28 protein-coding genes are annotated in these 23,621 nt (G+C 39.5%); 8 read left to right on the forward strand and 20 right to left on the reverse strand.

The window, feature by feature from the left end; genetic code table 11:
* Positions 1-566: 566 nt before the first annotated feature.
* The gene (locus B5473_RS15960; protein ID WP_079526924.1) at positions 567-1,109 is read left to right on the forward strand and encodes a cysteine hydrolase family protein; all 543 of its coding nucleotides are present in this window, start codon (positions 567-569) and stop codon (positions 1,107-1,109) included.
* 168 nt (positions 1,110-1,277) lie between these two features.
* On the forward strand, positions 1,278-1,535 hold the full coding sequence (locus tag B5473_RS15965; protein ID WP_079526926.1) for a GlsB/YeaQ/YmgE family stress response membrane protein: 258 nt from the start codon (positions 1,278-1,280) through the stop codon (positions 1,533-1,535).
* 58 nt (positions 1,536-1,593) lie between these two features.
* On the opposite strand, the gene B5473_RS15970 is transcribed toward B5473_RS15965, so the two are convergent.
* On the reverse strand, positions 1,594-2,277 hold the full coding sequence (locus B5473_RS15970) for a lytic transglycosylase domain-containing protein (RefSeq protein ID WP_079526929.1): 684 nt from the start codon (positions 2,275-2,277) through the stop codon (positions 1,594-1,596).
* 142 nt (positions 2,278-2,419) lie between these two features.
* On the opposite strand from B5473_RS15970, the gene mscL reads away from it, so the two are divergent.
* The 3 genes from mscL (at position 2,420) to B5473_RS15985 (ending at position 5,268) form a co-directional block, all read left to right on the forward strand.
* The gene (gene mscL, locus B5473_RS15975) at positions 2,420-2,812 is read left to right on the forward strand and encodes a large conductance mechanosensitive channel protein MscL (protein WP_079526931.1); all 393 of its coding nucleotides are present in this window, start codon (positions 2,420-2,422) and stop codon (positions 2,810-2,812) included.
* A gap of 183 nt (positions 2,813-2,995) precedes the next feature.
* Positions 2,996-4,111 carry a methionine biosynthesis PLP-dependent protein gene (locus tag B5473_RS15980; RefSeq protein ID WP_079526933.1) on the forward strand — a complete coding sequence of 372 codons (1,116 nt, stop codon included), beginning with the start codon at positions 2,996-2,998 and terminating at the stop codon, positions 4,109-4,111.
* The gene (locus B5473_RS15985) at positions 4,108-5,268 is read left to right on the forward strand and encodes an aminotransferase class I/II-fold pyridoxal phosphate-dependent enzyme (protein WP_079526935.1); all 1,161 of its coding nucleotides are present in this window, start codon (positions 4,108-4,110) and stop codon (positions 5,266-5,268) included. The genes B5473_RS15980 and B5473_RS15985 overlap by 4 nt, the downstream gene beginning before the upstream one ends.
* A 58-nt stretch (positions 5,269-5,326) precedes the next feature.
* Here the strand turns inward: B5473_RS15985 and B5473_RS15990 are convergent, their stop codons facing one another.
* Positions 5,327-5,758 (reverse strand): DUF4362 domain-containing protein, encoded by a 432-nt coding sequence (locus B5473_RS15990; protein ID WP_079526937.1) that lies wholly within the window; start codon positions 5,756-5,758, stop codon positions 5,327-5,329.
* A gap of 226 nt (positions 5,759-5,984) precedes the next feature.
* On the opposite strand from B5473_RS15990, the gene B5473_RS15995 reads away from it, so the two are divergent.
* A complete protein-coding gene (locus B5473_RS15995) occupies positions 5,985-6,923 on the forward strand; it encodes a ring-cleaving dioxygenase (RefSeq protein ID WP_079526939.1) in 939 nt (312 codons plus the stop codon).
* A gap of 13 nt (positions 6,924-6,936) precedes the next feature.
* On the forward strand, positions 6,937-7,992 hold the full coding sequence (locus B5473_RS16000; RefSeq protein WP_079526941.1) for an LLM class flavin-dependent oxidoreductase: 1,056 nt from the start codon (positions 6,937-6,939) through the stop codon (positions 7,990-7,992).
* Positions 7,993-8,139: 147 nt separating this feature from the next.
* Here the strand turns inward: B5473_RS16000 and B5473_RS16005 are convergent, their stop codons facing one another.
* The 17 genes from B5473_RS16005 to B5473_RS16085 form a co-directional block, all read right to left on the reverse strand.
* Positions 8,140-9,033, reverse strand: a complete 894-nt coding sequence (locus tag B5473_RS16005) for a 3-hydroxyacyl-CoA dehydrogenase (RefSeq protein ID WP_079526943.1) — start codon at positions 9,031-9,033, stop codon at positions 8,140-8,142.
* Between the two features lie 156 nt (positions 9,034-9,189).
* Entirely contained in the window at positions 9,190-9,723 is a 534-nt protein-coding gene (gene ssuE, locus B5473_RS16010; protein WP_079526945.1) for an NADPH-dependent FMN reductase, read from the reverse strand.
* A gap of 12 nt (positions 9,724-9,735) precedes the next feature.
* The gene (locus B5473_RS16015; protein WP_079526947.1) at positions 9,736-11,058 is read right to left on the reverse strand and encodes an LLM class flavin-dependent oxidoreductase; all 1,323 of its coding nucleotides are present in this window, start codon (positions 11,056-11,058) and stop codon (positions 9,736-9,738) included.
* A 12-nt stretch (positions 11,059-11,070) separates the two neighbouring features.
* Entirely contained in the window at positions 11,071-12,198 is a 1,128-nt protein-coding gene (locus B5473_RS16020; RefSeq protein ID WP_079526949.1) for an LLM class flavin-dependent oxidoreductase, read from the reverse strand.
* A gap of 12 nt (positions 12,199-12,210) precedes the next feature.
* Positions 12,211-12,582, reverse strand: a complete 372-nt coding sequence (locus tag B5473_RS16025) for a chemotaxis protein CheY (RefSeq protein WP_079526951.1) — start codon at positions 12,580-12,582, stop codon at positions 12,211-12,213.
* A gap of 15 nt (positions 12,583-12,597) precedes the next feature.
* Positions 12,598-13,896 (reverse strand): O-acetylhomoserine aminocarboxypropyltransferase/cysteine synthase family protein, encoded by a 1,299-nt coding sequence (locus tag B5473_RS16030; protein ID WP_079526953.1) that lies wholly within the window; start codon positions 13,894-13,896, stop codon positions 12,598-12,600.
* 15 nt (positions 13,897-13,911) lie between these two features.
* Positions 13,912-14,403 carry a redoxin domain-containing protein gene (locus B5473_RS16035; RefSeq protein WP_079526955.1) on the reverse strand — a complete coding sequence of 164 codons (492 nt, stop codon included), beginning with the start codon at positions 14,401-14,403 and terminating at the stop codon, positions 13,912-13,914.
* The gene (locus B5473_RS16040; RefSeq protein ID WP_079526957.1) at positions 14,400-14,753 is read right to left on the reverse strand and encodes a FixH family protein; all 354 of its coding nucleotides are present in this window, start codon (positions 14,751-14,753) and stop codon (positions 14,400-14,402) included. The genes B5473_RS16035 and B5473_RS16040 overlap by 4 nt, the downstream gene beginning before the upstream one ends.
* A complete protein-coding gene (locus tag B5473_RS16045) occupies positions 14,750-15,520 on the reverse strand; it encodes an ABC transporter permease (RefSeq protein WP_079526959.1) in 771 nt (256 codons plus the stop codon). Before B5473_RS16045 ends, B5473_RS16040 begins: the two co-directional genes overlap by 4 nt.
* A gap of 13 nt (positions 15,521-15,533) precedes the next feature.
* A complete protein-coding gene (locus B5473_RS16050; protein WP_079526961.1) occupies positions 15,534-16,604 on the reverse strand; it encodes an ABC transporter substrate-binding protein in 1,071 nt (356 codons plus the stop codon).
* Between the two features lie 12 nt (positions 16,605-16,616).
* Positions 16,617-17,492 carry an ABC transporter ATP-binding protein gene (locus tag B5473_RS16055; protein ID WP_079526963.1) on the reverse strand — a complete coding sequence of 292 codons (876 nt, stop codon included), beginning with the start codon at positions 17,490-17,492 and terminating at the stop codon, positions 16,617-16,619.
* Between the two features lie 4 nt (positions 17,493-17,496).
* Entirely contained in the window at positions 17,497-18,636 is a 1,140-nt protein-coding gene (locus B5473_RS16060) for an acyl-CoA dehydrogenase family protein (protein WP_079526964.1), read from the reverse strand.
* A gap of 273 nt (positions 18,637-18,909) precedes the next feature.
* Positions 18,910-20,051, reverse strand: a protein-coding gene (locus tag B5473_RS16065) for an IS3 family transposase (RefSeq protein ID WP_139377712.1) whose coding sequence is annotated in 2 segments (ribosomal slippage) — positions 18,910-19,778 and positions 19,778-20,051 — 1,143 coding nt in all. Because the reading frame shifts where the segments join, the coding sequence is not laid out codon by codon here.
* 122 nt (positions 20,052-20,173) lie between these two features.
* Positions 20,174-21,040, reverse strand: coding sequence for an IS3 family transposase (locus tag B5473_RS16070; protein WP_079524327.1), 867 nt, complete (start codon positions 21,038-21,040; stop codon positions 20,174-20,176).
* Positions 21,037-21,564, reverse strand: a complete 528-nt coding sequence (locus B5473_RS16075; RefSeq protein WP_079524328.1) for a helix-turn-helix domain-containing protein — start codon at positions 21,562-21,564, stop codon at positions 21,037-21,039. The genes B5473_RS16070 and B5473_RS16075 overlap by 4 nt, the downstream gene beginning before the upstream one ends.
* Positions 21,565-21,653: 89 nt before the next feature.
* On the reverse strand, positions 21,654-21,869 hold the full coding sequence (locus B5473_RS16080; protein ID WP_079526966.1) for a hypothetical protein: 216 nt from the start codon (positions 21,867-21,869) through the stop codon (positions 21,654-21,656).
* A 22-nt stretch (positions 21,870-21,891) separates the two neighbouring features.
* The gene (locus B5473_RS16085) at positions 21,892-22,260 is read right to left on the reverse strand and encodes an SLAP domain-containing protein (RefSeq protein ID WP_079526968.1); all 369 of its coding nucleotides are present in this window, start codon (positions 22,258-22,260) and stop codon (positions 21,892-21,894) included.
* A 110-nt stretch (positions 22,261-22,370) separates the two neighbouring features.
* On the opposite strand from B5473_RS16085, the gene B5473_RS16090 reads away from it, so the two are divergent.
* Positions 22,371-22,754: an SET domain-containing protein gene (locus B5473_RS16090; RefSeq protein WP_079526970.1), complete on the forward strand. Its 384-nt coding sequence runs from the start codon at positions 22,371-22,373 to the stop codon at positions 22,752-22,754.
* Positions 22,755-22,773: 19 nt separating this feature from the next.
* Here B5473_RS16090 and B5473_RS16095 read toward each other — a convergent pair whose 3' ends face one another.
* A complete protein-coding gene (locus tag B5473_RS16095) occupies positions 22,774-23,523 on the reverse strand; it encodes an alpha/beta hydrolase (protein ID WP_079526972.1) in 750 nt (249 codons plus the stop codon).
* Between the last annotated feature and the right edge of the window lie 98 nt (positions 23,524-23,621).

The raw sequence follows: 23,621 nt of genomic DNA on the forward strand, positions 1-23,621 counted from the left end.
TTTTACACCTTGTAAGCTCACATCAGAATGTCGCTTGAGTGATGTGGTGTACTAAATTGTTGTTATCATAGTACGAAATGAACTAGAACGTCAACACTATTTTTTGAATTTTTTATACAATTCAAAAAGTTTGAAATTATTGCAATCGCTTTCATCCTCATTGATGTTGCCTTTTTACTCTTTCGTCACACTTTTTACAAAAAGTGAATTTTTAAAATTTTTTGTACATATTTATTGACCGCGAATCTTTTTCTCCATAAAAAAGAACCTAGCGCCTATTCAGGCTAGATTCTATTAAGTATCGTAATCTATTAGAGTAATAATAATTCAATAGCAAAATTCAAAATGATTAAACTGTGGATTCCTACAAAAATTAACCCTTGACGGTCCAGCTTCTTCTTTATTGCCATATCCATATTAATCACCCCATTTATTTGATAACCTAACTATACATCATCAAACATTAAAAATCAAAATATTTAGAATATTTAATCAGTGATTTTACCTACATTTTTTCAGTAACCATGGCATAATAACGTTACAACTTAAAAAGGAGTGAAAGACGAATGAAAAAAGCTTTAATCGTAATTGATTACACGTATGATTTTGTAGCGGATGATGGAAAATTAACTTGCGATAAACCGGGACAGGCAATAGAAAAAAATATTAGTACTTTAATAGAACAGTTTATTGAACAAAATGATGTAATCGTATTCGCTAACGATTTACATGTGGAAAACGATCCATATCATCCTGAATCAAAATTATTTCCGCCCCATAATATTGTAGGAACTAAAGGCCGTGAACGTTATGGTTCAGTAAAAGAGCTATATGAAACTTATCAGGATCGTGTTATTTCATTTGATAAAACCCGATATAGCGCTTTTGCAGGTACAAATTTGGATATTTTACTTCGTGAACGCAATGTGGAAGAAGTTATACTTGTTGGAGTATGTACTGATATTTGCATTTTGCATACCGCGGTGGACAGCTATAATTTAGGCTATAAAATTACAATTCCAGAACATGCCGTTGCAAGTTTTAATGAAATCGGTCATAAATGGGCACTTGGTCATTTAAAATCATGTTTAGGTGCATCAATTATATAAAATAAAAACAACCAAATTACTATTCTATATAAAGTAATATTACTTCCATAATTTCGGGATCTGCTTAAAAACTTCCAGTTAAAAAAATGTTTAAGCTTCTGCATGATAGGAAATAAATAACTAGATGCAATTATTATTCAATAATTTTAAACAAAGGAGTTGGACAGTATGATGAGTTTCATTTGGTTTTTAATTATCGGAGGTATTCTAGGTTGGTTAGCGGGTGTCATTTTAGGTAAAGACGTACCGGGTGGTATTATCGGTAACATTATTGCAGGTATTGTCGGATCATGGATCGGTAGCATGATTTTAGGGAACTGGGGCTGGAAAGTTTCTGATTTCTATGTATTCCCCGCATTAATCGGTGCCATTGTTTTAATCTTTATCGTAAGCTTTATCATGCGCTCAATGCATAAAGCGACTTAATTGTAAATCTGCATCTAGAATAATCAGCAAAAAGTGTGACATAACGTCACACTTTTTTTTAATTGTCCTCGTTAAGAGCAAATTGTTTCAACTGATTGCCGTAATCTCGGTACATCTTATAGTAGTATAAAATGTCTTCCACATATTCATCACTATGATTATATTGAAAAATCGCTTTTTTCAATTGCCCGTCATTTACACCGGCAATGGATAAAAATTTGGCTGCGCTGAATACGGCATCTTCAATATCAAACGGATCAGCTACACCATCTCCATTTGCATCTACCCCATACCCGCCATATTTTTTTATAATTGCTGGATTCGTTTTATCATGATCCGGAATTTCCCCCTGCCCTAAATCTTTGCACGAAGGATGTTGCCAGCCTACAAAAGTACAAGGCATGAACTGAAAATGGCCTTCTGCTCCAACCGGTGAAATAAGAGTTTTCATTGTGGAAAAACGGGTTTCTACGCGGTGATGCGCTGCCAAAAGCGTCCACGGGACACCGTATTTTTGTTCGGCTGCGACATAGACAGGGATATATTCAATTGGAATTTCCAAATCAAATTGTTCCTGGATTTGCTGATACACTGTTTTATCAGTAAATGGCCAACCACGAAATTGCTGCCAGCTGAAATAAGCTACAATATAAACTGTTAAAGTGATGGGGATAAGCAAAATTATTAATAATAATTTAGTTTTCGGGGAGAGTAAAGGGTTCTTTTTCTTGCTTTTTGCCATATAAGCCACCAATCTTTAAGACGAAATAATGTTGTTAACTTTCATTCTACTAAAAAAGCAGGTAATTTTCACTGTTGAAAATTAGATTATCAATGTATAAAATTAAACATTGTTTAATAAAGATATGAGGAGTTGCTATATTATGTGGAAAGACTTTAAAGAATTTGCAATGAAGGGCAATGTTATCGATTTAGCGGTTGCAGTTGTTATTGGTGCAGCATTCGGTAAAATTGTTACATCATTGGTTGAAAATATTATTATGCCGCTTGTCGGTATGCTTACAGGCGGAATTGATCTGACAAACGAATGGAAGTTTGGATCGGGTGAAGCACAAGTTGCACTGGGCGTATTTGTTCAATCGATTATCGATTTCATTATTATCGCATTTGCTATTTTTATGGCTTTACGATTACTGACAAAACTAAATCGTAAAAAAGAAGCGCAAGTTGCGGAAGCACCGACACCGGAACTGGATGCTAAAGAAGAATTGTTAAAAGAAATTCGTGATTTATTAAAAAACGAGCAATCTAAATAAAATTATCTGATCCTAGTCTACAAATCAAATGTATTCTAGGATTTTTTATTTTTTAATTCAATTATTCCCCTATTCTACTTAATACTCGTTTCTCCTATTGTCCCTTTCACCTGTTCATGATAAATTGATGTAATACTCGATTCATTCGAAATGTTTAGCAAATTCATGTAAGGAAGTGTATTCATGTCACAACGTTCAATTGAAACAAAATTAGTACAGCTCGGAAATTTAAGTGATGCCAAAACAGGTGCGATCAATCCGCCGATCTATATGTCGACAGCTTATCAGCATACAGGCATTGGTGAATCGACAGGCTATGATTATACACGTACAAAAAATCCTACTCGTACAATCCTCGAACAAGGAATCGCAGACTTGGAAAACGGGGATGCTGGATTTGCCTGCAGTTCTGGAATGGCGGCAGTACAACTTGTCATGTCATTATTTAAACCGAACGATGAATTAATTGTTCCAGAAGATTTATATGGCGGAACATATCGTCTATTCAAAACATTTGCGGAAAACTATAATATTAAACCGGTTTATAATCCGTTTACTAATGTGGAAGAAGTTGAAAGTTTAATCAATGAAAATACGAAAGCATTGTTTATCGAAACTCCAACAAATCCGTTAATGCAGGAAATCGATCTTGTGGAATATGCGGCTTTGGCAAAAAAACACAACTTATTGCTAATTGTAGACAATACTTTCTACACTCCTTTTTTCCAGCGTCCTCTTGAATTAGGTGCACACATTGTTTTACATAGTGCAACAAAATATATTGGCGGACATAATGATGTATTGGCGGGTCTAGTCGTTGCAAAAGGTTCTGAATTATGTGAGAAGTTAGCATTCTATCATAACGGCATTGGGATGGTGCTTTCACCGATGGATTCATGGCTGCTGATTCGCGGGCTGAAAACATTGCATTTACGATTAAAGCAGCATGATGCAAATGCAAAAAAAGTGGCGGAATACTTGGCTGATGAACCTCTTGTGACAGATGTACTGTATACAGGAAAAGGTGGTATGCTGTCTTTCCGTGTGAAAGATTCGTCAATGGTCAACCCATTTTTAAAAGGTATCAAACTGATCACATTTGCAGAAAGTCTTGGCGGCGTGGAGAGCTTTATTACTTACCCTGCTACTCAAACACATGCCGATATGCCATATGAGGAACGTGTTGCACGAGGTGTTTGTGACCGATTACTTCGTTTCTCAGTAGGTATTGAAGAAGCAGAAGATTTAATCGCAGACTTAAAACAAGTTTTCGATTCGTTACGAGGTGAATTTGCATGACAAACCGCATTGAAACAGCATTAGTTCATGGCGCGATCCGTGAAGGCTATGCCGATAAAAAAGGTGCAGTAAACGTACCGATGTATTTATCATCGACTTTCCATCAGGAATCGATCGATGAATTTGGCGAATACGATTATGCTCGTTCGGGAAACCCGACACGTGCGGCATTGGAAAAAGCGATTGCCGAACTTGAAGGCGGTAATCGAGGGTTTGCATTTGCCACAGGTATGGCAGCTGTATCTGCTTGCTTTATGATTTTATCTGCAGGCGACCATATCGTTATTACCGAAGATGTTTATGGTGGGACGTACCGTTTCGTTACAAAAGTATTGCCGCGCTATGGTATTACCCATACATTTGTTGACTTTACCGATACTGAAGCAGTAAAAGCAGCTGTACGTCCGGAAACAAAATTAATTTATATGGAAACACCTTCGAATCCTACATTAGGAATCACAGATATTCGTGGTGTAGTTGAAATTGCAAAACAATACGGTGCACTTACGTTTTTAGACAATACATTCATGACACCACTGCATCAAAAACCGCTTGAATTAGGTGTTGATGTTGTTATTCATTCAGCTACGAAATTTTTATCAGGGCATTCCGATATAGTAGCTGGCCTTGTAGTAACAAAAGATGAAGTACTGGGCAATGAAATTTATTTTGTTCAAAATTCATTCGGTTCTGTTCTCGGTGTACAGGATTGCTACACACTAATTCAAAACATGAAGACGACGGCAGTACGTTTTAACGAGGAATCACGTGTTGCAATGCGCATCGCACAATTTTTACATGCACATCCGTTAGTGGAAAAAGTATATTATCCTGGCCTCCCTACTCACCCAGGATTTGAAATTCATGCTGCACAGGCAACTTCAGCAGGTGCGGTATTATCGTTTAGTTTACCGAATTATGAGATTGCAAAAGCTTTTGTGGAAGCGATGAAAATTCCGGTATTTGCGGTTAGTCTTGGCGGTGTTGAATCGATCTTATCGTACCCTGCCAAAATGAGTCATGCAGCGATGGAACCTGAAGAACGTGCAAAACGCGGAATTACTGATGGTTTGCTGCGCTTTTCAGTCGGTTTGGAAAATGAAGATGATCTGATTGAAGACTTTACACAGGCATTGGAAATTGCCAATAACATATAATAATGTGAAGGCCGACAAAATCTCCTGAAAAGGAATTTGTCGGCCTCTTGTTATATGTTTATTCACTTATTACCGATAATAAGTTGATTTCATAGCCACCTTCACATGATTCAAAATTATAATCAGTTAAAGAACCCGTAACATCTTTACTTAATTTATCACATTTATAATTTTCAATATTTTTACTTCCAAAATTATCTTCCCGGTTATCGACTACGATATTATATTGCCCTTCTTCAAATTCAACTTTCCAGTAAATTGGCGCCCCCTCAATCGTATAGCGCGTCATCTCCAATGACGTTTGTTTATTTTCATCGGTATCTTTTAAAAACTGATGCAATAACTCCAAATTCTCTACCTGACCATTGTGATCAATGACACGATCAGTTTGTACAGGATCTTTTTCCTGTTGTTCAATTGTCCCGGCTTGTTCGTTGTTTTGACATCCTGCCAAGAAAAGCAATAATCCTGTTGCAAGTAGTTTTTTCATAATATCTCCTTCTTTAATGATTAGTAATTTGATTTCCTTTACCTATAGACGTTGAAAAAGGAAAATAGTTACAATTATTATTTATTTTGAATTCGAGATATTATTCTTGTCGTCGTATCAGTAGAGTAGTAAAGTAATGTTTAAGAAAATCTTATTCAGTCGCCTTTTCGTTGAAATGTTGTTCAACGAAGAAACAGCGCAGCAAATAATTATTGGAGGAATAAACATGTATACAATTCCAGGACATCATCATATTTCGATGATTACGAAGAATGCCCAACAAAACAACAAATTTTACCGTGATATTTTAGGATTACGCCGTGTTAAAGTGACGGTCAATCAGGATGATACAGCAATGTACCACCTCTTTTATGGTGATAAAACAGGCAGTCCGGGTACAGAGCTTTCATTTTTCGAGATTCCTTTAGTTGGACGCACTCACCGAGGCACAAATGCCATTACAAAAATCGGTTTGATCGTACCAAGCGTCGATAGCCTGCAGTATTGGGCAAAACGTCTGGATGAGTTTGCCGTTAAACATGATGGCATTACATCGTTTGCCGGTCGCCCTGCCCTCCTTTTTGAAGATGAGGAAGGTTTACGTTTGGCACTTATAGCTGCACCAAATACGAGAGTGGGACATTGGGAGACATATGAAAAATCCCCGGTTCCGGTCGAACATCAAATACAAGGGATGGGCACTGTTGAAATAACCGTGAAAAATAAAGGAAAACTGGTTCGAACATTAACAGAAATCTTTGGATATGAATTGAAAACTCAAAATGAAACGTCTGCCCTCCTCCAATCGATCAATGATGAAATGTTTGGGGAAATATACATTGTCGAACAGGACGGACCATCGGAAAAACCTGGCCGCGGCAGCATTCACCATTTGGCTATCCGCGTGAAAAATGAGGAAGAACTGGCGTATTGGGATGAGCAAGTAAAAGCACGAGGTTTTTTGTCCTCGGGTATTGTCGACCGCTTCTATTTTAAAAGCCTATATTTCCGTGAATCCAATGGCATCTTGTTTGAAATTGCGACAGATGGACCCGGCTTTTTACGCGATGGTGATGTGGACTCGCTCGGTGAACAATTGGATTTACCGGATTTTTTAGAACAACAGCGTGAAGAAATTACAGCAAAATTGAAGCCTATTTTATAAGGGGGCAATGATTATGGAACAATATCGAATCAATGAAAAAAATGGGATGGAGTTTGGACTATATACGTTAGGTGACCATATTCCGAATTCTTTAACAGGGTCACGCATTTCTGCCCAGCAGCGCCTTCAGGAAATCATCGAAGCGAGCCAATTGGCAGAACAGGCAGGAATTGATGTATTTGCAGTCGGCGAAAGTCATCAGCAATATTTCACAACCCAGGCTCATTCAGTCGTCCTTGGTGCAATTGCACAGGCAACGAAAAGCATTAAACTGGCAAGCTCTGCCACGGTGTTAAGCGTTGCGGATCCAGTCCGTGTTTACGAGGATTTTGCGACAATCGATTTAATTTCCAATGGCCGTGCAGAAATCGTTGCAGGACGAGGCTCCCGGGTTGGCGCACATGAACTGTTCGGGGTTAGTCTACGTGACTATGAGGAAATTTTTGAGGAAAAACTCGCCCTGTTAAAACAGTTGAATGACAATTCGGTAGTAAATTATAATGGGAAATTTCGTCCAGCTTTAAAGGATGCACATATTTTACCTCAGCCGTTAAATGGTTCGATTCCGATTTGGCGGGCTGTTGGCGGTCCTCCCGGAAGTGCGATTAAAGCCGGTTATATGGGTATTCCAATGATGCTGACAACTTTAGGTGGACCTTCGATAAACTTTAAAGCTTCAGTTGATGCATACCGCGAAGCAGCAGATCGCAGTGGTTTTGATGCAACGTCTTTACCGATTGCAACAACGAGTCTGTTTTATGTTGCGGAAACGGAAAAAGAAGCGGTTGATGGGATGCATCCGCATTTAAGCGGCGGGTTCCAGGCGATTCGAGGTCAAGGCTATCCGCGCTGGCAGGTGGAACAGGCACCGCAAGTGGAAGATGCACTCATGGTTGGCAGTCCGAACCAAATTATCGAAAAGATGCTGTACCAATACGAATTGTTTGGCATGCAGCGCTTCATGGCCCAAATCGATTTTGGCGGTGTGCCTTTTGATAAAGTAATGAAAAATATCGAACTGATCGGTAATGAAATCATCCCGGCGATTAAAAAATATACAGCGAGATAACAGGTAACCCATCCATTTCTTTGAATGAAATGGATGGGTTTTTGCGATATTGCCTAAGCAAAATCAGCATACACTTATTTCAATAAAAAACCCGTGAAGCATATATTCCTTCACGGGTTAGAATTAGGTGGTATCGTACGTTTAGTATTAATTCGATTTTAAAAAATCAGGATCCATATAGGCAGGATTTGGGTATTTGTAGAAACCTTCGCCTGTTGAAACGCCCATTTTACCTTGATCAATCATTTCGTGTTTAATTTTTTCTGCGACTAATTTTGCTGCCGGATCGTGCTCTGCGCGCATTAAGTTTAAATTATATGGTGTTTCCATTCCTACGATATCGTATATTGCAAATGGTCCGCGTGGCGATCCTGTTGAAACCATCCAGTTTTTATCGATTGTTTGCGGATCTGCAATATCTTTCACCCAAAGCTCCATTGCCGCAGATAAAAACGGTACTAATAATGAATTAAGAATATAACCAGGCTGCTCTTTTTTCAGCACAAACGGAATCATGCCGATATTACGTGCAAAATCTGCCACTTGTTCAACATACTGCATATCTGTTCCGGGATGTCCCATTACTTCCGCCGTATTGTTTTGCCAAATAGAATTCGCAAAGTGTAATGCCAGGAACTTTTCCGGACGGCCAGTAAACTCAGCAAATTGGCTTGGTAATAATGTTGAGGAATTGGAAGCAAAGACTGTTTTTTCAGGTGCCACTTTCCCCAGGTTTTCATAAAATTTCTGTTTGATTTCTATTCGTTCCGGCACTGCTTCGATTACAATATCTGCATCTTTTGTTGCTTCTGCTAAATCAGTGTAATACTGAAGACTGCCGGACGCTTTTTCAGCACGGTCAACGTCTTGAAAATATTGGCCATATGTTGTTTTTAATGTAGCCATACGCTGTTTTGCCTTAGTAATTGCCTCCTCATTAATATCATAAACACTTACTTCAAATCCGAAAAATGCGGATTGGAATGCAATTTGACTACCTAAAACACCGCTTCCTGCAATTGTAACCTTTTTATAATTCATAGAATCCTCTCCTTTTTTAATAGCTCAATCCACTGAGAGTATTCCCTGTTTTACGGTAAATGAAAAGCAGTTATCTTATAAAATGACAATTAGTGAGGGTTATTCATTCAATAAAAAACCCCCGCAAAAGGAGTGACTCCATTTGCGAGGTTCATTTTATACAGTTACTTTACTTTTGGGTGCAACACTTTCCCACACCTTTTCGATGCGTTCTTTCGCTGCTTCTTCCAATGTAAAGCCATTGTCAGTTTTTGTTACTTGTGAATCAACGATATAAATTGGACTTGAAATTGTTGTCGCCCCTAGAATCGATAGTACCGGCTTCAATGAATATTCCAGTGCCAATAAGTGTGCGATTGACCCGCCGATAGCAACTGGTACGACAATTTTGTTTTCCAGTCCTTTTTGCGGCAGTAAATCGATGAATGTTTTCAAAATGCCTGTATAGGAACCTTTATAGATCGGTGTCAGGAAAAATACAATATCGGCCGCCCCTACTTTGACAATTTCTTCAGCAATTGCTTCACTTGCATAGTTTGCAGTAATTAAATCTTCTGCAGGCAACTGATGAACCTGAATTGTTTCATACGAAATGCCCTGTTGCTCTAGCAATGATTCAATTGATTGCTGAACGCCTGTTAATCGGGATGCCACACTGTTTCCACCATTAATTAAAATCGCTTTTGTCATGATTCACACCTCCTAAATATTTTGTAAAGTATAACGGGATGGGACTTGTTTTAGCCCTAAATTTTCACGTAGTGTCTTACCTTCATATTCTGTACGGAATACCCCGCGCTTTTGAAGCTCCGGAATAACTAAATCAATAAAATCGGTAAAGCCACCCGGGAAATACGGAGGCATTAAGTTAAAGCCATCTGCAGCTTCCTGATCTACCCATTCTATTAACTGATCGGCTATTTCACTAGGTGAACCAAAAATAATGCGATGACCACGTGAACCGGCAATACGTAAATATAGCTCACGAATAGTCAGATTTTCACGTTCCGCCAGTTCGATAATCAGCTGCTGACGGCTACGGTTACCGTTTGTCGGAGGAATGTCTTTCGGCAATGGGCCATCCAAGTCATGTTGTGACAGATCAACACCTAAATAGTCTGCTAAAAAGTCCAGACCAATTTCCGGTGTAATCAGCTGTTGCAGTTCCTCATATTTGGCATAGGCCTTTTCTTTTGTTTCCGCCACGTAAATCGATACACCCGGCATGATTTTAATATCATCGCGGTCACGTCCTGCAGCAACTGCCTTGTCTTTCAATTTTTTATAAAATTGTTGTGCGTCTTCAAGCGTTTGCTGTGCTGTAAAGATAACATCCGCTTGTTGTGCCGCAAGTGTTGTACCTGATTCCGATGATCCAGCCTGCACTAAAACCGGTCTTCCTTGAGGAGGACGAGATGAATTTAACGGGCCGCGTACTGCGTAATACTCACCTTTATGGTTTAAAGTGTGCAGCTTGCCTTTTGTAATATATTCACCCGTCTGTTTATTGCGTGCCAATGCATCATCTTCATAAGAATCCCATAATCCTTTTACTACTTCGACAAATTCATCTGCCCGTTCATAGCGTAAAGAATGATCCAGATGCTTATCCTGGTTAAAGTTGCTCGCTTCTGCCGAATAGTAACTAGTTACAATATTCCATGCAGCACGTCCGCCGCTTAAATGGTCAAGCGATGAAAACTTACGCGCGATATGAAATGGCTCATTGTATGTTGTTGAGGCAGTAGCTGTTAAACCGATATTTTTAGTCACTGTTGATAAGACACTTAGTAATGTAAGTGGTTCAAAGCGAACTTGTTCTGCCGGGTGTGAAAGCTCATTAAAGGATAAACCATCACTTAAAAACAGCATATCTAATTTCCCTTGCTCCGCTTTTACAGCAACCTCTTTAAAAAACTCGACATTCTCGCTTGCGTCAGCCTGTGCATCCGGATGACGCCATGAAGCGATATGATGCCCTGTACCCATTAAAAAGACGCCTAATTTCATTTGTTTTTTCGTCATTTTGCGTACCTCCTACACTAACTGCTCTTCGCGTTTAGCCAATATTTCATGAACAAGTGGAATGACCTTTTCGCCAATCTCTTCAATTACTTCCAAATGCGGGAAACCGCGTAACAACACTTTGTCGAAGCCTAAATCAACGAACTCCACGATGCGCTCAGCTACCTGCTGTGGCGTACCGACAAGCGCAATCGAGTTACCCGACAACACTTGTGTTAACCCTGCCCAAATATTCGGTGCGATTACGAAGTTATTGTCTTTTGACTCAAGCATCAACTGATGAAGGCGGCTTACACCTACTGCTCCGTTGCTTACTGTATTGGCATGTTTTGCTTCCAATACTTCCGGGTCGACTTGGCTAATAATTTTGTTCGCGTTTTCAAACGCAGCTTCTTCTGTTTCACCCAATACAACCTGGAATGAAACACTGTATGAAAGATCGCGATTTTTTTCTTTTGCCAGTTTAACAACTGTTTCCAGCTCTTCTTTTGTCGTTTCCAATGTTTCGCCCCAAAGCATGTAGACATCAGCCACATCTGTTGCAACTTCTTTTGCAATCGGTGATGAACCACCGAAGAAAATCGGAGGTGCATTTTTAACAGGCAATGGTAAATTCGCTCCTTTTAATGTGTAGAACTCGCCATTATAATCAAACGTTTCCCCGTTAAACAGGCGTTTTAAAATTTCAATATACTCACGTGTACGCTTGTAACGATCTGTATGTGATAAGAAGTCCCCGTCATTTTCAAGTTCTTTTGGCGCACCGCCTGTTACGACATTGACAAATACACGGTTATTCGTCCAGTAGTTGACTGATGAATACTGTTTTGCCAGTTGTGTAGGCGCAGTAGACCCAGGTCGAACTGCAATCAGGTAATTCAATGTCTTCGTATGTGCAGTCAAATGCGATGCAGCAACCAATGAATCAACACAGCTTCCGCCAATCGGTAACAATAATGTCGAGAAGCCTGCTTTTTCGGCAGCCTGGGCAACTTTTGTAATATAATCTACAGAAGGTTCACGATCCGAATCAACACCGACACCTGACCATGTCTGTGCACCTTTATTTGACGTTTGGTTCCCCACATATTCACTATCGCCAGAAGTTGGCGCCATTGTAATAAACTCTACTTTTGTCATTTTAATTCCTCCTTATTTTGTAACCGGTGCACTTGCTACTACTTCATCAGCCGGTAATTCGTTGGATTGTTGAATTGTGCCTGATTTCAACTGTTCTGACACCTGTGCAAAAGATTGATTTGCCGGAATGTTAATAAATGAAATTTGCTCTTCCTTTGCTTTTTTGTAAGATAATTCGCAGAAAGTTTCTGGCGGTGCAACAAAAGTTGTCGCTCCCAGCTCAATTGCTTTACGTAATGTTGCGCCACGGCGTCCTTCTGTTAAATCAAGTGCCGGATTACGCAAATCTTCTACAGAATGATCCTGTTGAATAATACGTAAAATCGTTCCTTCCACAATCGGTGTTACAATACCTTCATCATTTACTACAACTGCAATCGCCATTTTTAAATCCCCCTGTTATTTTGTTATTTGAGCAACTTCGGCAGCTTTTTGCAAGCTTTGTGCCAAGTCGTTTTTAATATCTTCAATATCTTCCAAACCAATTGATAAACGGATCAGACCAGGTGTTACACCACTTGCCAATTGCTGTTCCGGTGATAGTCTTGAATGTGATGTACTTGCCGGATGAATGACAAGTGACTTCGAGTCGCCAACATTGGCAACATGTGAAAGAAGCTGAACATTATTAATAAATGCCTTTGCTGCCTCTAGTCCGCCCTTGATACCAAAGCTGAATATTGACCCCGCTCCTTTTGGTAAATACTTCTCTACTAAATTGCTTGGGTCATTACCAGGTAGTGTCGGATAATTTACCCATTCCACTAAATCATGCTCCGCTAAATATTCTGCAACTGCCTGTGCGTTCACAACATGCTGACGAACGCGCACTGCCAGAGATTCAAGACCTTGAATGAAAAGCCATGCATTGAACGGTGATAATGTTGCACCTAAATCATGCCCTAGCTCAAAGCGTGCCTTCGTAATGAATGCTTTTTCTCCAGCTGCTTCCACAAATGAACGGTTGCCGATTAATTCATTCGGTTCAACGAAGCTCGTGAATCGAGGCGCTTTCCACTCAAATTTCCCGCCATCAATAATCGCGCCACCTAGAGACGTGCCATGGCCGCCGATAAATTTCGTTGTGGAATGTACAACAATATCAGCTCCAAACTCAATCGGCTTCGATAAGTAAGGTGTCGCAAATGTATTATCGACAATAAGCGGTACATCATGACGATGGGCTACTTGAGCCAATCCTTCAATATCTGCAATTTGCAAGCTCGGATTGCCGATAGTTTCAGTGAATACGGCACGTGTTTTGTCATTGATTGCTGCTTCAACTTCCTGTAAGTCAGATCCTTCGACAAAGCGTACTGTTACACCGAAGCGAGGCAATGTTTTAGAGAACATTGTATACGTACCGCCATAAAGAGCATTTGTTGCTACAATTTCATCGCCTGCCTGTGCCACAGTCAGAATGGCAATTAAGATCGCCGCCTGCCCTGAAGCGACCGCAAATCCTCCGACACCGCCCTCCAGTGCAGCTAGACGTTCTTCAAATACAGCATTTGTCGGATTGGCATTTCGCGAATATAAATAGCCGCTTTCCTGCAATTTAAATAAGTTTGCTGCATGTTCCGTGTCATCAAAAACATATGAAGTTGTCTGATACAGCGGAACTGCACGTGAGCGTGTTACCGGATCAACTGTTTGACCTGTATGGAGAGCGATTGTTTCCTGATTTATAAATGTCATATGAAAGATTCTCCTTTAATAAAGAAATTTTTGAGTAAGTGTAAGCAATTCCTGTTCTGTCAGTTCACCTTTTACGGTGTGTACAACTTTTCCATCTTGTAAAAATAACGTCGTCGGCAATGTTAAAATTTCATAGTTTTCTTTCAGCTGCCCTTGACGATCTAAAAGAATCGGGAACGGCAAATCGAATTTCGCTAAATATTGATTGACCAGCCTTGTCGGTTCTTCCACATTGACTGCATAGAGCTCAATGTTGTGAGACTGAAGTGTTTCATACGCCGCTTTTAAGGCGGGCATTTCCCTTTCGCACGGGGGGCAGTAGGTTGCCCAGAAATTAAGAATGTAGCTGCCTTTTTCCGGAATGGCAAATTGCTTACCGGAAGTTGATTGAAGCACAATTTCCTCGGTTTTTGCTGCTGCCTTCTGTTTGGACGTATTTGAAATAATGGCATAGCTTAGTGCAACAATTAGAACAGCGACTAATGATAACTGTATCCATTTTTTCATTTTAGCTTCACCTCGATTTCCGGCATTTCATGCAGTTCACCATAGCTGACATGGGAAATTACTTTATAAGTGCCGGTACCGTCAAAGCTCGTATCAATCGTATACTTCCCGTCCCCGCTAGCATCCGGCTTCACGGAACCAATAGAATTCCCGTTTGGATTGATCAGTTCGAATTCGATTTCCACATCGTCTTGAATCGGTTCACCGTTATACATTACGGTTGCTGTGATTGTTACAGGTTCGAATGCTTCGAGCTCAAATTTACTGGCGTTTAATGTTACATCCAGCGTTTCATTCGCTTGGGCGCTACAGCCGGCAAGCAGAAGTACTATAAGTAAAAGTTTTTTCATTTGCCATCTGCCTTTAAATTTGTCCAGAACAGCAGGCGTTTTTTCAGTTTTTCAAATGCAATCATGACTGCGACAATGATAATACTGTTGAAAATGATGCCTGCAAGCACGTAATGATATTGTGAGAAGTCACTGTAATACTGGATGAAAAAGCCCATTCCTGATGAAGCACCGAACATTTCGGCGATCGTTAAGATCAGGAAGCTCATACCGAGTGATGTACTCGCACCACTTAAAATATGTGGTGCACTTGCGGGTAACACGACTTTCAGTAAAAACGTCGGTCCTTTTAAACCAAGAGATTTCGCATTGTCAAGATAATGCTTTTCGATCAGCAGGACACCATGGATTGTTCCTAAAAACACTGGCCAAAATGCGCCGATAAAAATTAGGGACATCGAGGCCGTTTGGAAAGTCGGTAAAATTGCAATGACATATGGAATGAACAATGTTGGCGGAATCGGACTTAATGCATGAAAGTAAGGCATTAATATTTCACGTGACCGTTTGTTCAATCCGAAAAACAGACCGCCTACAATTCCTGTCACCAAAGCTCCGAAGAACCCTGGTATTAGTAGTTTCATTGAACTCACAACACCGGTTAAAAGTTCACCGATTTTTGCGGAAAAGGATTCAATAACCGTTAGCGGCTGCGGGAATATTACCGGATTAATCCATGTCGCATATTTTGTGACAAGTGCCCAAACTACAATAAATATAATTCCTATCAAAATAGTAAGATTATAGCGTTTAAAAAATGTGAGCATTCCATCCCACCCCTTAAATGTTTTGTTCATTAAATCGAACGAGCTGATCTTTGTAATATGCATCATCCGGATATTGTTCGATTAGTTCATTTAATGCTTTTTCGTATAGATCGATATTTACATATTCGTTTACATCAATATCATCCACATTTTCAACATAGCCGATTTCTTTCATCTGCTCCCACATTTGAACTACTTTCTCCCTGCTTGGATCAGAAGAATAATTCGAGTGGCTGTCGTTTACAATCGTATCAATTACTTTTTCATCCACTTTCATATACTCTTTGGCAGCAGTTACTGCTGATTGAGGATCTTCAATCTTTTTACGTTCCGCGCGAATAAGTGCCTTTAAGAAACGTTTATACGCTTCCCCATCTTCTTCCGCCAATAATTCCGAACGTGTTACGACACGGCAGCATACATGCCCTTCCTGTAAATCATTGCTCCATGCAACTGCTTCTAGCCCCATATCTACCGCCTGTGCGTAGAATGAGTTCGCTGATACTGCAACGTCCACTTTTCCTGACGCTACCGCTTCGAGCAACATACTGCCTGTTTTGAATTCAACGATTTCCAGATCATTTTTCCAGTCGATACCTGCATCTTCAAGCGCAGAACGGAAAACGATATCCGATGTAAAGATCCTGATAGTTCCTACTTTTTTTCCTTTATAGCTTTCTAGTGAAGTATATTGCCCTGCGTTTTCATTTTTTGTTAAAATCGGGTGTCCGCCTTCCAGATGTCCACCGATAATGGAGAAATCCGAACCGTTTGCGATAAATGTTAATGGGCCTGCTGTACCGAATGTTAACCCGACATCAATTTTCCCCGCCTGCAGTGCATTCAGTCCGTCTGCCGAGTTTGCAAAGCCAACACGATTGACTGAAATATTTTCTTCTTCAAAATAGCCTTCCTGATGAGCGATGTCGACAAGTGTTCCACCAGCAGACTGACTTAAACCAACCGTGATTTCATAGTCGTCAGAGGCTGCCCCTTTTGAAATTTGTTCATCATCTCCGCATGCAGCAAGTAAACCTACTGTTAGTGCGAGGGAAGCGATCCATTTCTGATTTGTTTTTTTCATTTAACGATCCTCCTATATTCCTGCTCCATCTGCTATTTCCGTTTTTAAACTATTGACGATCTGTTCATTCATTTCATTTAAAAGGGATTCACGAAACGCACGGAATTCCTTGTTTTCAAATAGTTTTTGACGATCAGTCCCTTTTTTCTCAATCGGTACTTGGATGCTTTTCGTTACCGCACCGTTTTTTCCCGGAGCAAAGATGACAATCCGGTCCGCCAAATAAATGGCTTCGTCAACATCATGTGTAACAAACACGACTGTGCGTTTTTGCTCGGCACTAATTTGAACAAGCAGATCCTGCAGTTGAATACGTGTAACAGGATCCAAAGCGCCAAATGGTTCATCCATGAGCAGTAAGTCCGAACCGTAGCTTAATGCTCGTGCAATGGCTGCACGTTGTTTCATCCCACCGGACATTTGCCCAGGATATTTTTTTACGGCATGCCCTAAATGGACAAGTGTCAAATATTGCTCCGCGATATGTGCCAGTTCTTTTTTCGGCATTTTTTTATTCCGCTGTTTTAATGCAAGCATGACATTCGCCTGTGCCGTCAGCCAAGGAAATAAGGAATAATCCTGGAAAACGACACCGCAGTCAGGGTGAGTTTCCTTTACGGATTTGCCGTTTATTTCGATATTGCCAGTTGAAAATGGTTCAAGCCCTGCCATCATTCTGAGCAATGTGCTTTTACCGCATCCGGAAGGTCCCATAAATACGAGAAACTCGCCATCTTGCACTTCAAGCTGAATATTATTTAAAATTTTTGTTGTCGCATCATAACTGAAATCGATATTCTGGACTTTAATCTTCGTTTTCTTCTCGGTACGATCTTCCGTAGATATAGGTTTTTGTTGTGGCACTGGACGTTCCAATAATTGAACCATGTACTCACTCTCCTAACAGAAATTTTCTACCTAATGATTGGATCGACGTATCAACCGGAACATGCAATGTCATTGTCCGCAAATTACGCCAATAGCGGTCAAACCCATAACGGCCTGCAGTAGCGCGGCTGCCCATTACTTCGAAAATTTTTGATGTAATATCGAGCCCTGCTTGCGTTGTAAAGATTTTAGCTGTTTGCAGTGCATCATCAAGATTACTGCGATGCTTAGGAGTGATTTTTTCAGGTTCATTCCAAAGCTCCTGTAATAATTGATCCGCTTTTTTTACAACTAGATTCGCTGCCTCAACCTGTACATAAAACTTGCCGTAATGATGTTGGATAATCGGATCTTCAATCGCCGAAGTCTGTGTAATGTCGCGCGGTCTAGTTTGTTCTCTTGTATATGTAAGCGCTGATTGAAGAGCACCTTCTGAAATTCCTAAATAGACATGGTTTAAAATAAATGTAGCGATATTCAGACGCAGCTGTGAAAATTCGCTAGCGTAAAAGCCTTGCTGCAACACTTCTTCATCATGTACTTCCACATCGCTGAAAAAAATTGTTCCACTGTCTGTTTGGCGTTGGCCCATATTATCCCAATCACCTTTTATATCTACACCTATCCGTTTACTAGGAATAACGACCAATAAAGGCTCATCCTGTCCTTCCACTAACGCCGATACTAATAATACATCTGAATCGACACTGCCAGAACAGAACGTTTTTACACCGTTCAACACATAGCCTGTTGTTGTTTTTTCTGCCTTCAGTTGAATAGCCACCGGGTTGAACGCATTTCCCCAAAAATAATTATGTTTTGCCGTTTCACGGTAATAAAATTCTTTCTGCTCTTGTGACCCACATAAATGCGGTGTAACGAGATTGATAAAATGATAGCCAATAACATGTGCCAGTGAACTATCCGCACGTGCTATTGTCCGAACGACTTGAAACACATCATGCCAATTCCCGCCTAAACCACCGTATTCTGTCGGAATTAAAAGTTTCAAAAGTCCGCTTTCACGTATTAGATCTCGCTCAAATTTAGCATTTCCTCCAATTTTATCTCTTTCTACAGCTGTTTGTTCAAACTGTTCGGCAAGCTTTTCCGCGATTTCATCAATATGTGCAACTGCTCCCATAACAACTCTCCTTTACTAGTTATAGAATTTTCTTGCAATTCAGTATTCTTAATTCGTTAGTTTACAGATGCATTTATTTAAAGTCAATAGTCAATTTGAACAATTCATACTGGAATAGTATGCTTTTAGCGAATTAACGTAAAAAACCGTATTTATTTGTATTTACTTACAAATTAATTATGTGATTTATAGGGAAAATTAGAAGTTGGAAAAAGAAAAAACCACTATTTGGTGGCACTGACTGCCTTTTTTGAGACAGTAAGAAAACACCTTCTAAACAGCCAGTTGACGGTATTGCACCGGCGACTGGTTGTTTAGTTTCGTTTGAATACGGATATTGTTATAATAGTTTATATACTCTTCGACGATTCGAATCACACATGCATTCGTTGTGCTGTGGATTCCGTCGAGATAGAACGTTTCGGACTTTAGCGAGGAGTGAAACGTTTCGATTGGGGAATTATCAGCTGGCGTGCCTTTACGGGACATGCTCATGGTAATTCCTTTTTCTTTTACTTGTTTTTGATATTCGTAAGATGTATAGACCGACCCTTGATCGCTATGAAGAATTGCCTCACTTGAGATTCCTTCTACTTGACTCAATGTGTCCACTACGAATTGTGTATCCTGTGTCGTTCCAATTGTGTACGCAATAATTTCGCCGTTGTATAAGTCCATAATACTTGAAAGATATAACATCGATTGACCAAAAGGCAAGTAAGTAATATCGGTTACGAGCTTTTGAAGTGGCTCAGTAGCGTGGAAATCACGCTCTAAATGATTCGGTGCTATACTTGTTGGTTGCCCCGTACGCTTACGTTTCTTCACTTTAACACGACACGACCAATTATATTTTTGCATGATTTTTTGAACCGTTTTCTCGGCTAAATCCGGAAAGAAACTTGCGATTTTACGATAACCATACCGATATTTATGTGCTGCACATTTTTCACCAACATCTTGATCTCGTTTTTCTTTTGTCGTTTGCGCACCTTTTTGTTTTCTCCAACGATAATACGTGGCCCTTGCCACACCCATTAATTCACAGATTCTTTGTATAGAAATTTGGCCTCTAAGTGCCTCTACTACTTCTACAAATGCTTGTCCAACCACTTCCTTTCCAATTCCTTGTACTTTTTTAGCACTTCCACTTGCTGTTTTAAATAACGATTTTCAGCCTGTAAACGGGATTCCTCTGAATCAAACTCAGGCCCTTTTCCGAAAGAATATTGTTTCCCCACCGGCTGATGAAGTCGATATATTTCGCCAGTTTTATACCATTTCATCCATGTTTTTAATTGACTAACATTTTTAATATTCAATTCATCCATTATTTGCTTTGCAGGAATTCCTGACAGCTTCATTTCGATTGCTTTCATTTTCACTTCTGCTGGATAGCTTACTCTTGTACCCATAGAAAAAACACCTCCACGTTGATTTACTAGGTTTAATACCCGTTTTTCAACGAAAGGTGTTTTTATTTGTCTCATTAATTTAGGTCAGTGCCGGTAGTGACCCCTTAAAGTTAGAGTTTTTATTATGCAGCTAATTGGCTGGCATGTGTCCGATATTTTATCGGGCTCATGCCGGCCAGTTTTTGTTTAATTCGATCATTGTTGTAGTAATCGATATATTGCTCAATTCTCTTTTGTAACACTTCGTAGGAGACTAATTCTTCCCCGTAATACATTTCCTGTTTTAATAAGCCAAAGAAGTTCTCCATTGCGGCATTGTCTGCACACGTTGCTTTACGAGACATGCTTTGGAAAATCTTGTTCTGCTTTAAGGTTTTGACCCATGATTTATGTTGATAATGCCAGCCTTGATCTGAGTGAATTGTTGTACGATATTCAGCTCGTTCTTGAATGATTGGGAGCGCTTGTTCCAGTGATTTCATGACGAATTCAAGCGTCGGCCTCTTGGACATACTGAAACCGATAATTTCTCCATTATATAAATCCATTAGGGGACTCAAATAAAGTTTCTCACCATTTGTACATTTAAATTCAGTTACGTCAGTCACTAGTTTTTGAAGGGCGTATGGCGTATAGAAACGTCGGTTTAATCGGTTTTTTGCGATTTTTCCAACAGTGCCTTTATAAGATTTATAACGTGATTTACGTCCAAATTTCTCGCATTTCAAATTCAAATCCCGCATAATTCTTTGCACTTTTTTGTGATTAATCGTATAATCTTTCGCCTTTAGCTGTGAGTGAATTCGACGATAGCCATAACGACCTTCATGTTCCTCAAACAGCTCTATTATCAACGTTTTCAAAGCTTGATCTGGATCTGCTTTCGCCATTTGTTTCATGTGATAATGATACGTTGCTTCTGGTAAATCGACACGCTTCAATACATCTTTTAATCGGAATCCTTCTTCTTTGAGTTCAAAGGCAATCACTGCTTGTGCTTTTCGAGGAAGGCATCCGGGTTCTCTCGAAAAGCTTTCAACTTTTTTAAATAGGCGACCTCCAATCGAAGCAGTTCATTTTCACGCTCCAACTGCTCCTCACGTGACATTTCTTTTTCTTTTTTAATTGATGTTGTTTTTGTTTTTTTAGACATAGATGGGCGCCCCTTTGCTTTTTCTTGCAGGCCCTCTATCCCTTCTTTAAGAAATTTACTGTTCCAATTGGCAATTACACTCGGGTTATTCATCCTAAATTGAATCGCCGTCTCTTGATAAGAAGCACCTGTTTGTTTCATAAAGTGTAATACATCCACTTTGAATTGAACAGAATAAATCGTCTTCTTTTTCTTAACAGCTAATCCTTTACGTCCAAACGCTTTGTAAGCACGTACCCAACGTCTGACTATAGAATGATCAGAAAGTCCGTATTTTTTCGAAACTAATTTCATCCCTAATGAACCTTCTAAATACTCTTGCACAACGCTCCATTTAAATTCTTCACTATATTTAGCCATAAAAAAATCACCCCAAAAAGTTAGTTTTTACTCTAACTTTTGGGGTGCAGCACCTTTCCATAGCGGTTTTTTGGTTTTTAGTATGGTTACTAATGCATGACTTGATAATAAACAACAATTTGATAAATCGCGGGTACAATTAATGCAATCGCCAGTGAGATGACTGCACCCCACTTCGATTGTGTCATTAATCGATCATTGTCGACTTTCAAGTGCTGTAAAAATGACAGTGTAAAATATAACGTACTGACTAAAAAGATAGGGGTTACGAATGTGAGCCAAATTCCTGCATTCATTTCATGCATCGATTCCTTCACCTCAATTCCATTATATTTCAATATCCATCTGTTTTATTTCTGTGAATTGAAAATTAATACTTTCGTCGAAAATGAAAGTCCACGGCATTGAACAATATGGAGGAATTTCCAGTGCATCAATTGTAAAATTTTGAGTAAATTTCCCCGCTTCTGTTATAATACTTACTTCCCTATTACGGAAATTAAGTTGCTGATCTGTCCGGTTATGAATTAGCGTTATAATAAGCAGCTGTTTTTTATGATTGATGGCCGTACGAATTATGTAACAGGAAATACACTCATCCTGTTCTTTTGTTTGATGAAAAGCTTGCTCGATTAATAATCGGTCCTGAGCTGAAATCGTTTTATCCCATGCTCTTTCAAAATGCAGTTTTTGCATGAACTTCACCCTTCCAATGAATTATTTATGTAAATAAGTAATAAAACAACCTTTCTTCTATAATACATGTTACAGTAGGAAAGAATCTTAAAAGTTAGAAGGCGAAAAATATGATCGAAGTAAAAAATTCTCCGATAAGTGATGGGGAATATAATCGCGGCATTTTTGCGATTAATGCAATTCCTAAAGGAACGTTATTCCACCAAGCACCGGTACTAAGCTATCCAAACGAGCAGCATGAACATATTGAAAAAACAAATCTTGCGGATTATGCGTTTGAATTTGGCATTGGACGCTCTGCAATCTTATTAGGCTACGGAATGCTATTTAATCATTCATATGAGCCGAATGCCACTTATGAAATTAATTTCGACAACGAAACATTCGATTTCTTTGCTTATAAAGATATTGAAGCCGGCGAAGAGATTTTTATTAATTATAATGGCGATGTTGATGATAATGACCCACTATGGTTTAACAACGAAGAAGAATAACACGGGGAACTGTCTAAAGTTAGACAGTTCCTTTTTCTTTTCCTTCGATAAAGCGAATAATATCTTCAGCCAGTAATTGGCGTTCTTTTCCTAATGTAATAAGGTGACCGCTGTTGCCGTAGTGTTTTTTCGTAATGACGTTACTAATGGCAGTCTTTTCAATCAGGTCAATGCTTTGATGGAAAACCGGTTCGTCCTGCATACCTTTTGCCAAGAATAGCGGCTGTTTCAGCAAATGTAGCTGTTTGCCTGTTTCAACGATAAACTGCTGCAGCGCAATCATTTTTTCAGCAGGTCTTGGAAAGTGATCGTCTAAAAACTTTTGCAGTTCCTGTTCAGAACTTCCTCTATTTTGTAAATACCTTTTGGAATAATAGACAACACGTTGTTCCAAACCTTCCACAGGCCGCTCCAATACTGGTGAAGAAATAATACATAACGCCTTCACTTCAAGAAATTCATTTGCCAGTCTTATTCCTAGTACACCACCTAATGACTGGCCAATTACCGTAATCGCTTCATATTTTTCATCGATTAAAAATTGTACAGCTTGTCTGCTATGTTCCCATACGTGTTCCATAGAACTTGCAAATAATTGTTCCGGTGATGCTCCGTGCCCTGCCAGATTTGGCGCGTAGCTCGTATACCCTTTACTATGAAGCATTTTCGCCAAATAGTGCATCTCTTTCGCATTGCTCGTAAAACTATGTAAAAGCAGAACGGCCCCTTTATGTCCTTTTAAATAAATATCCTCTACAAAATGTTGCATGTTGATCCCCTTTTCATTTGTGACAATATTATAGCATAATAATTCTCTCTTACTTGGATTTACTCGAGTTTAAAAAGCGGAAACAGTGCATTTGTTTT

This window comes from Solibacillus isronensis (genome assembly GCF_900168685.1).
Taxonomy (GTDB): domain Bacteria; phylum Bacillota; class Bacilli; order Bacillales_A; family Planococcaceae; genus Solibacillus; species Solibacillus isronensis_A.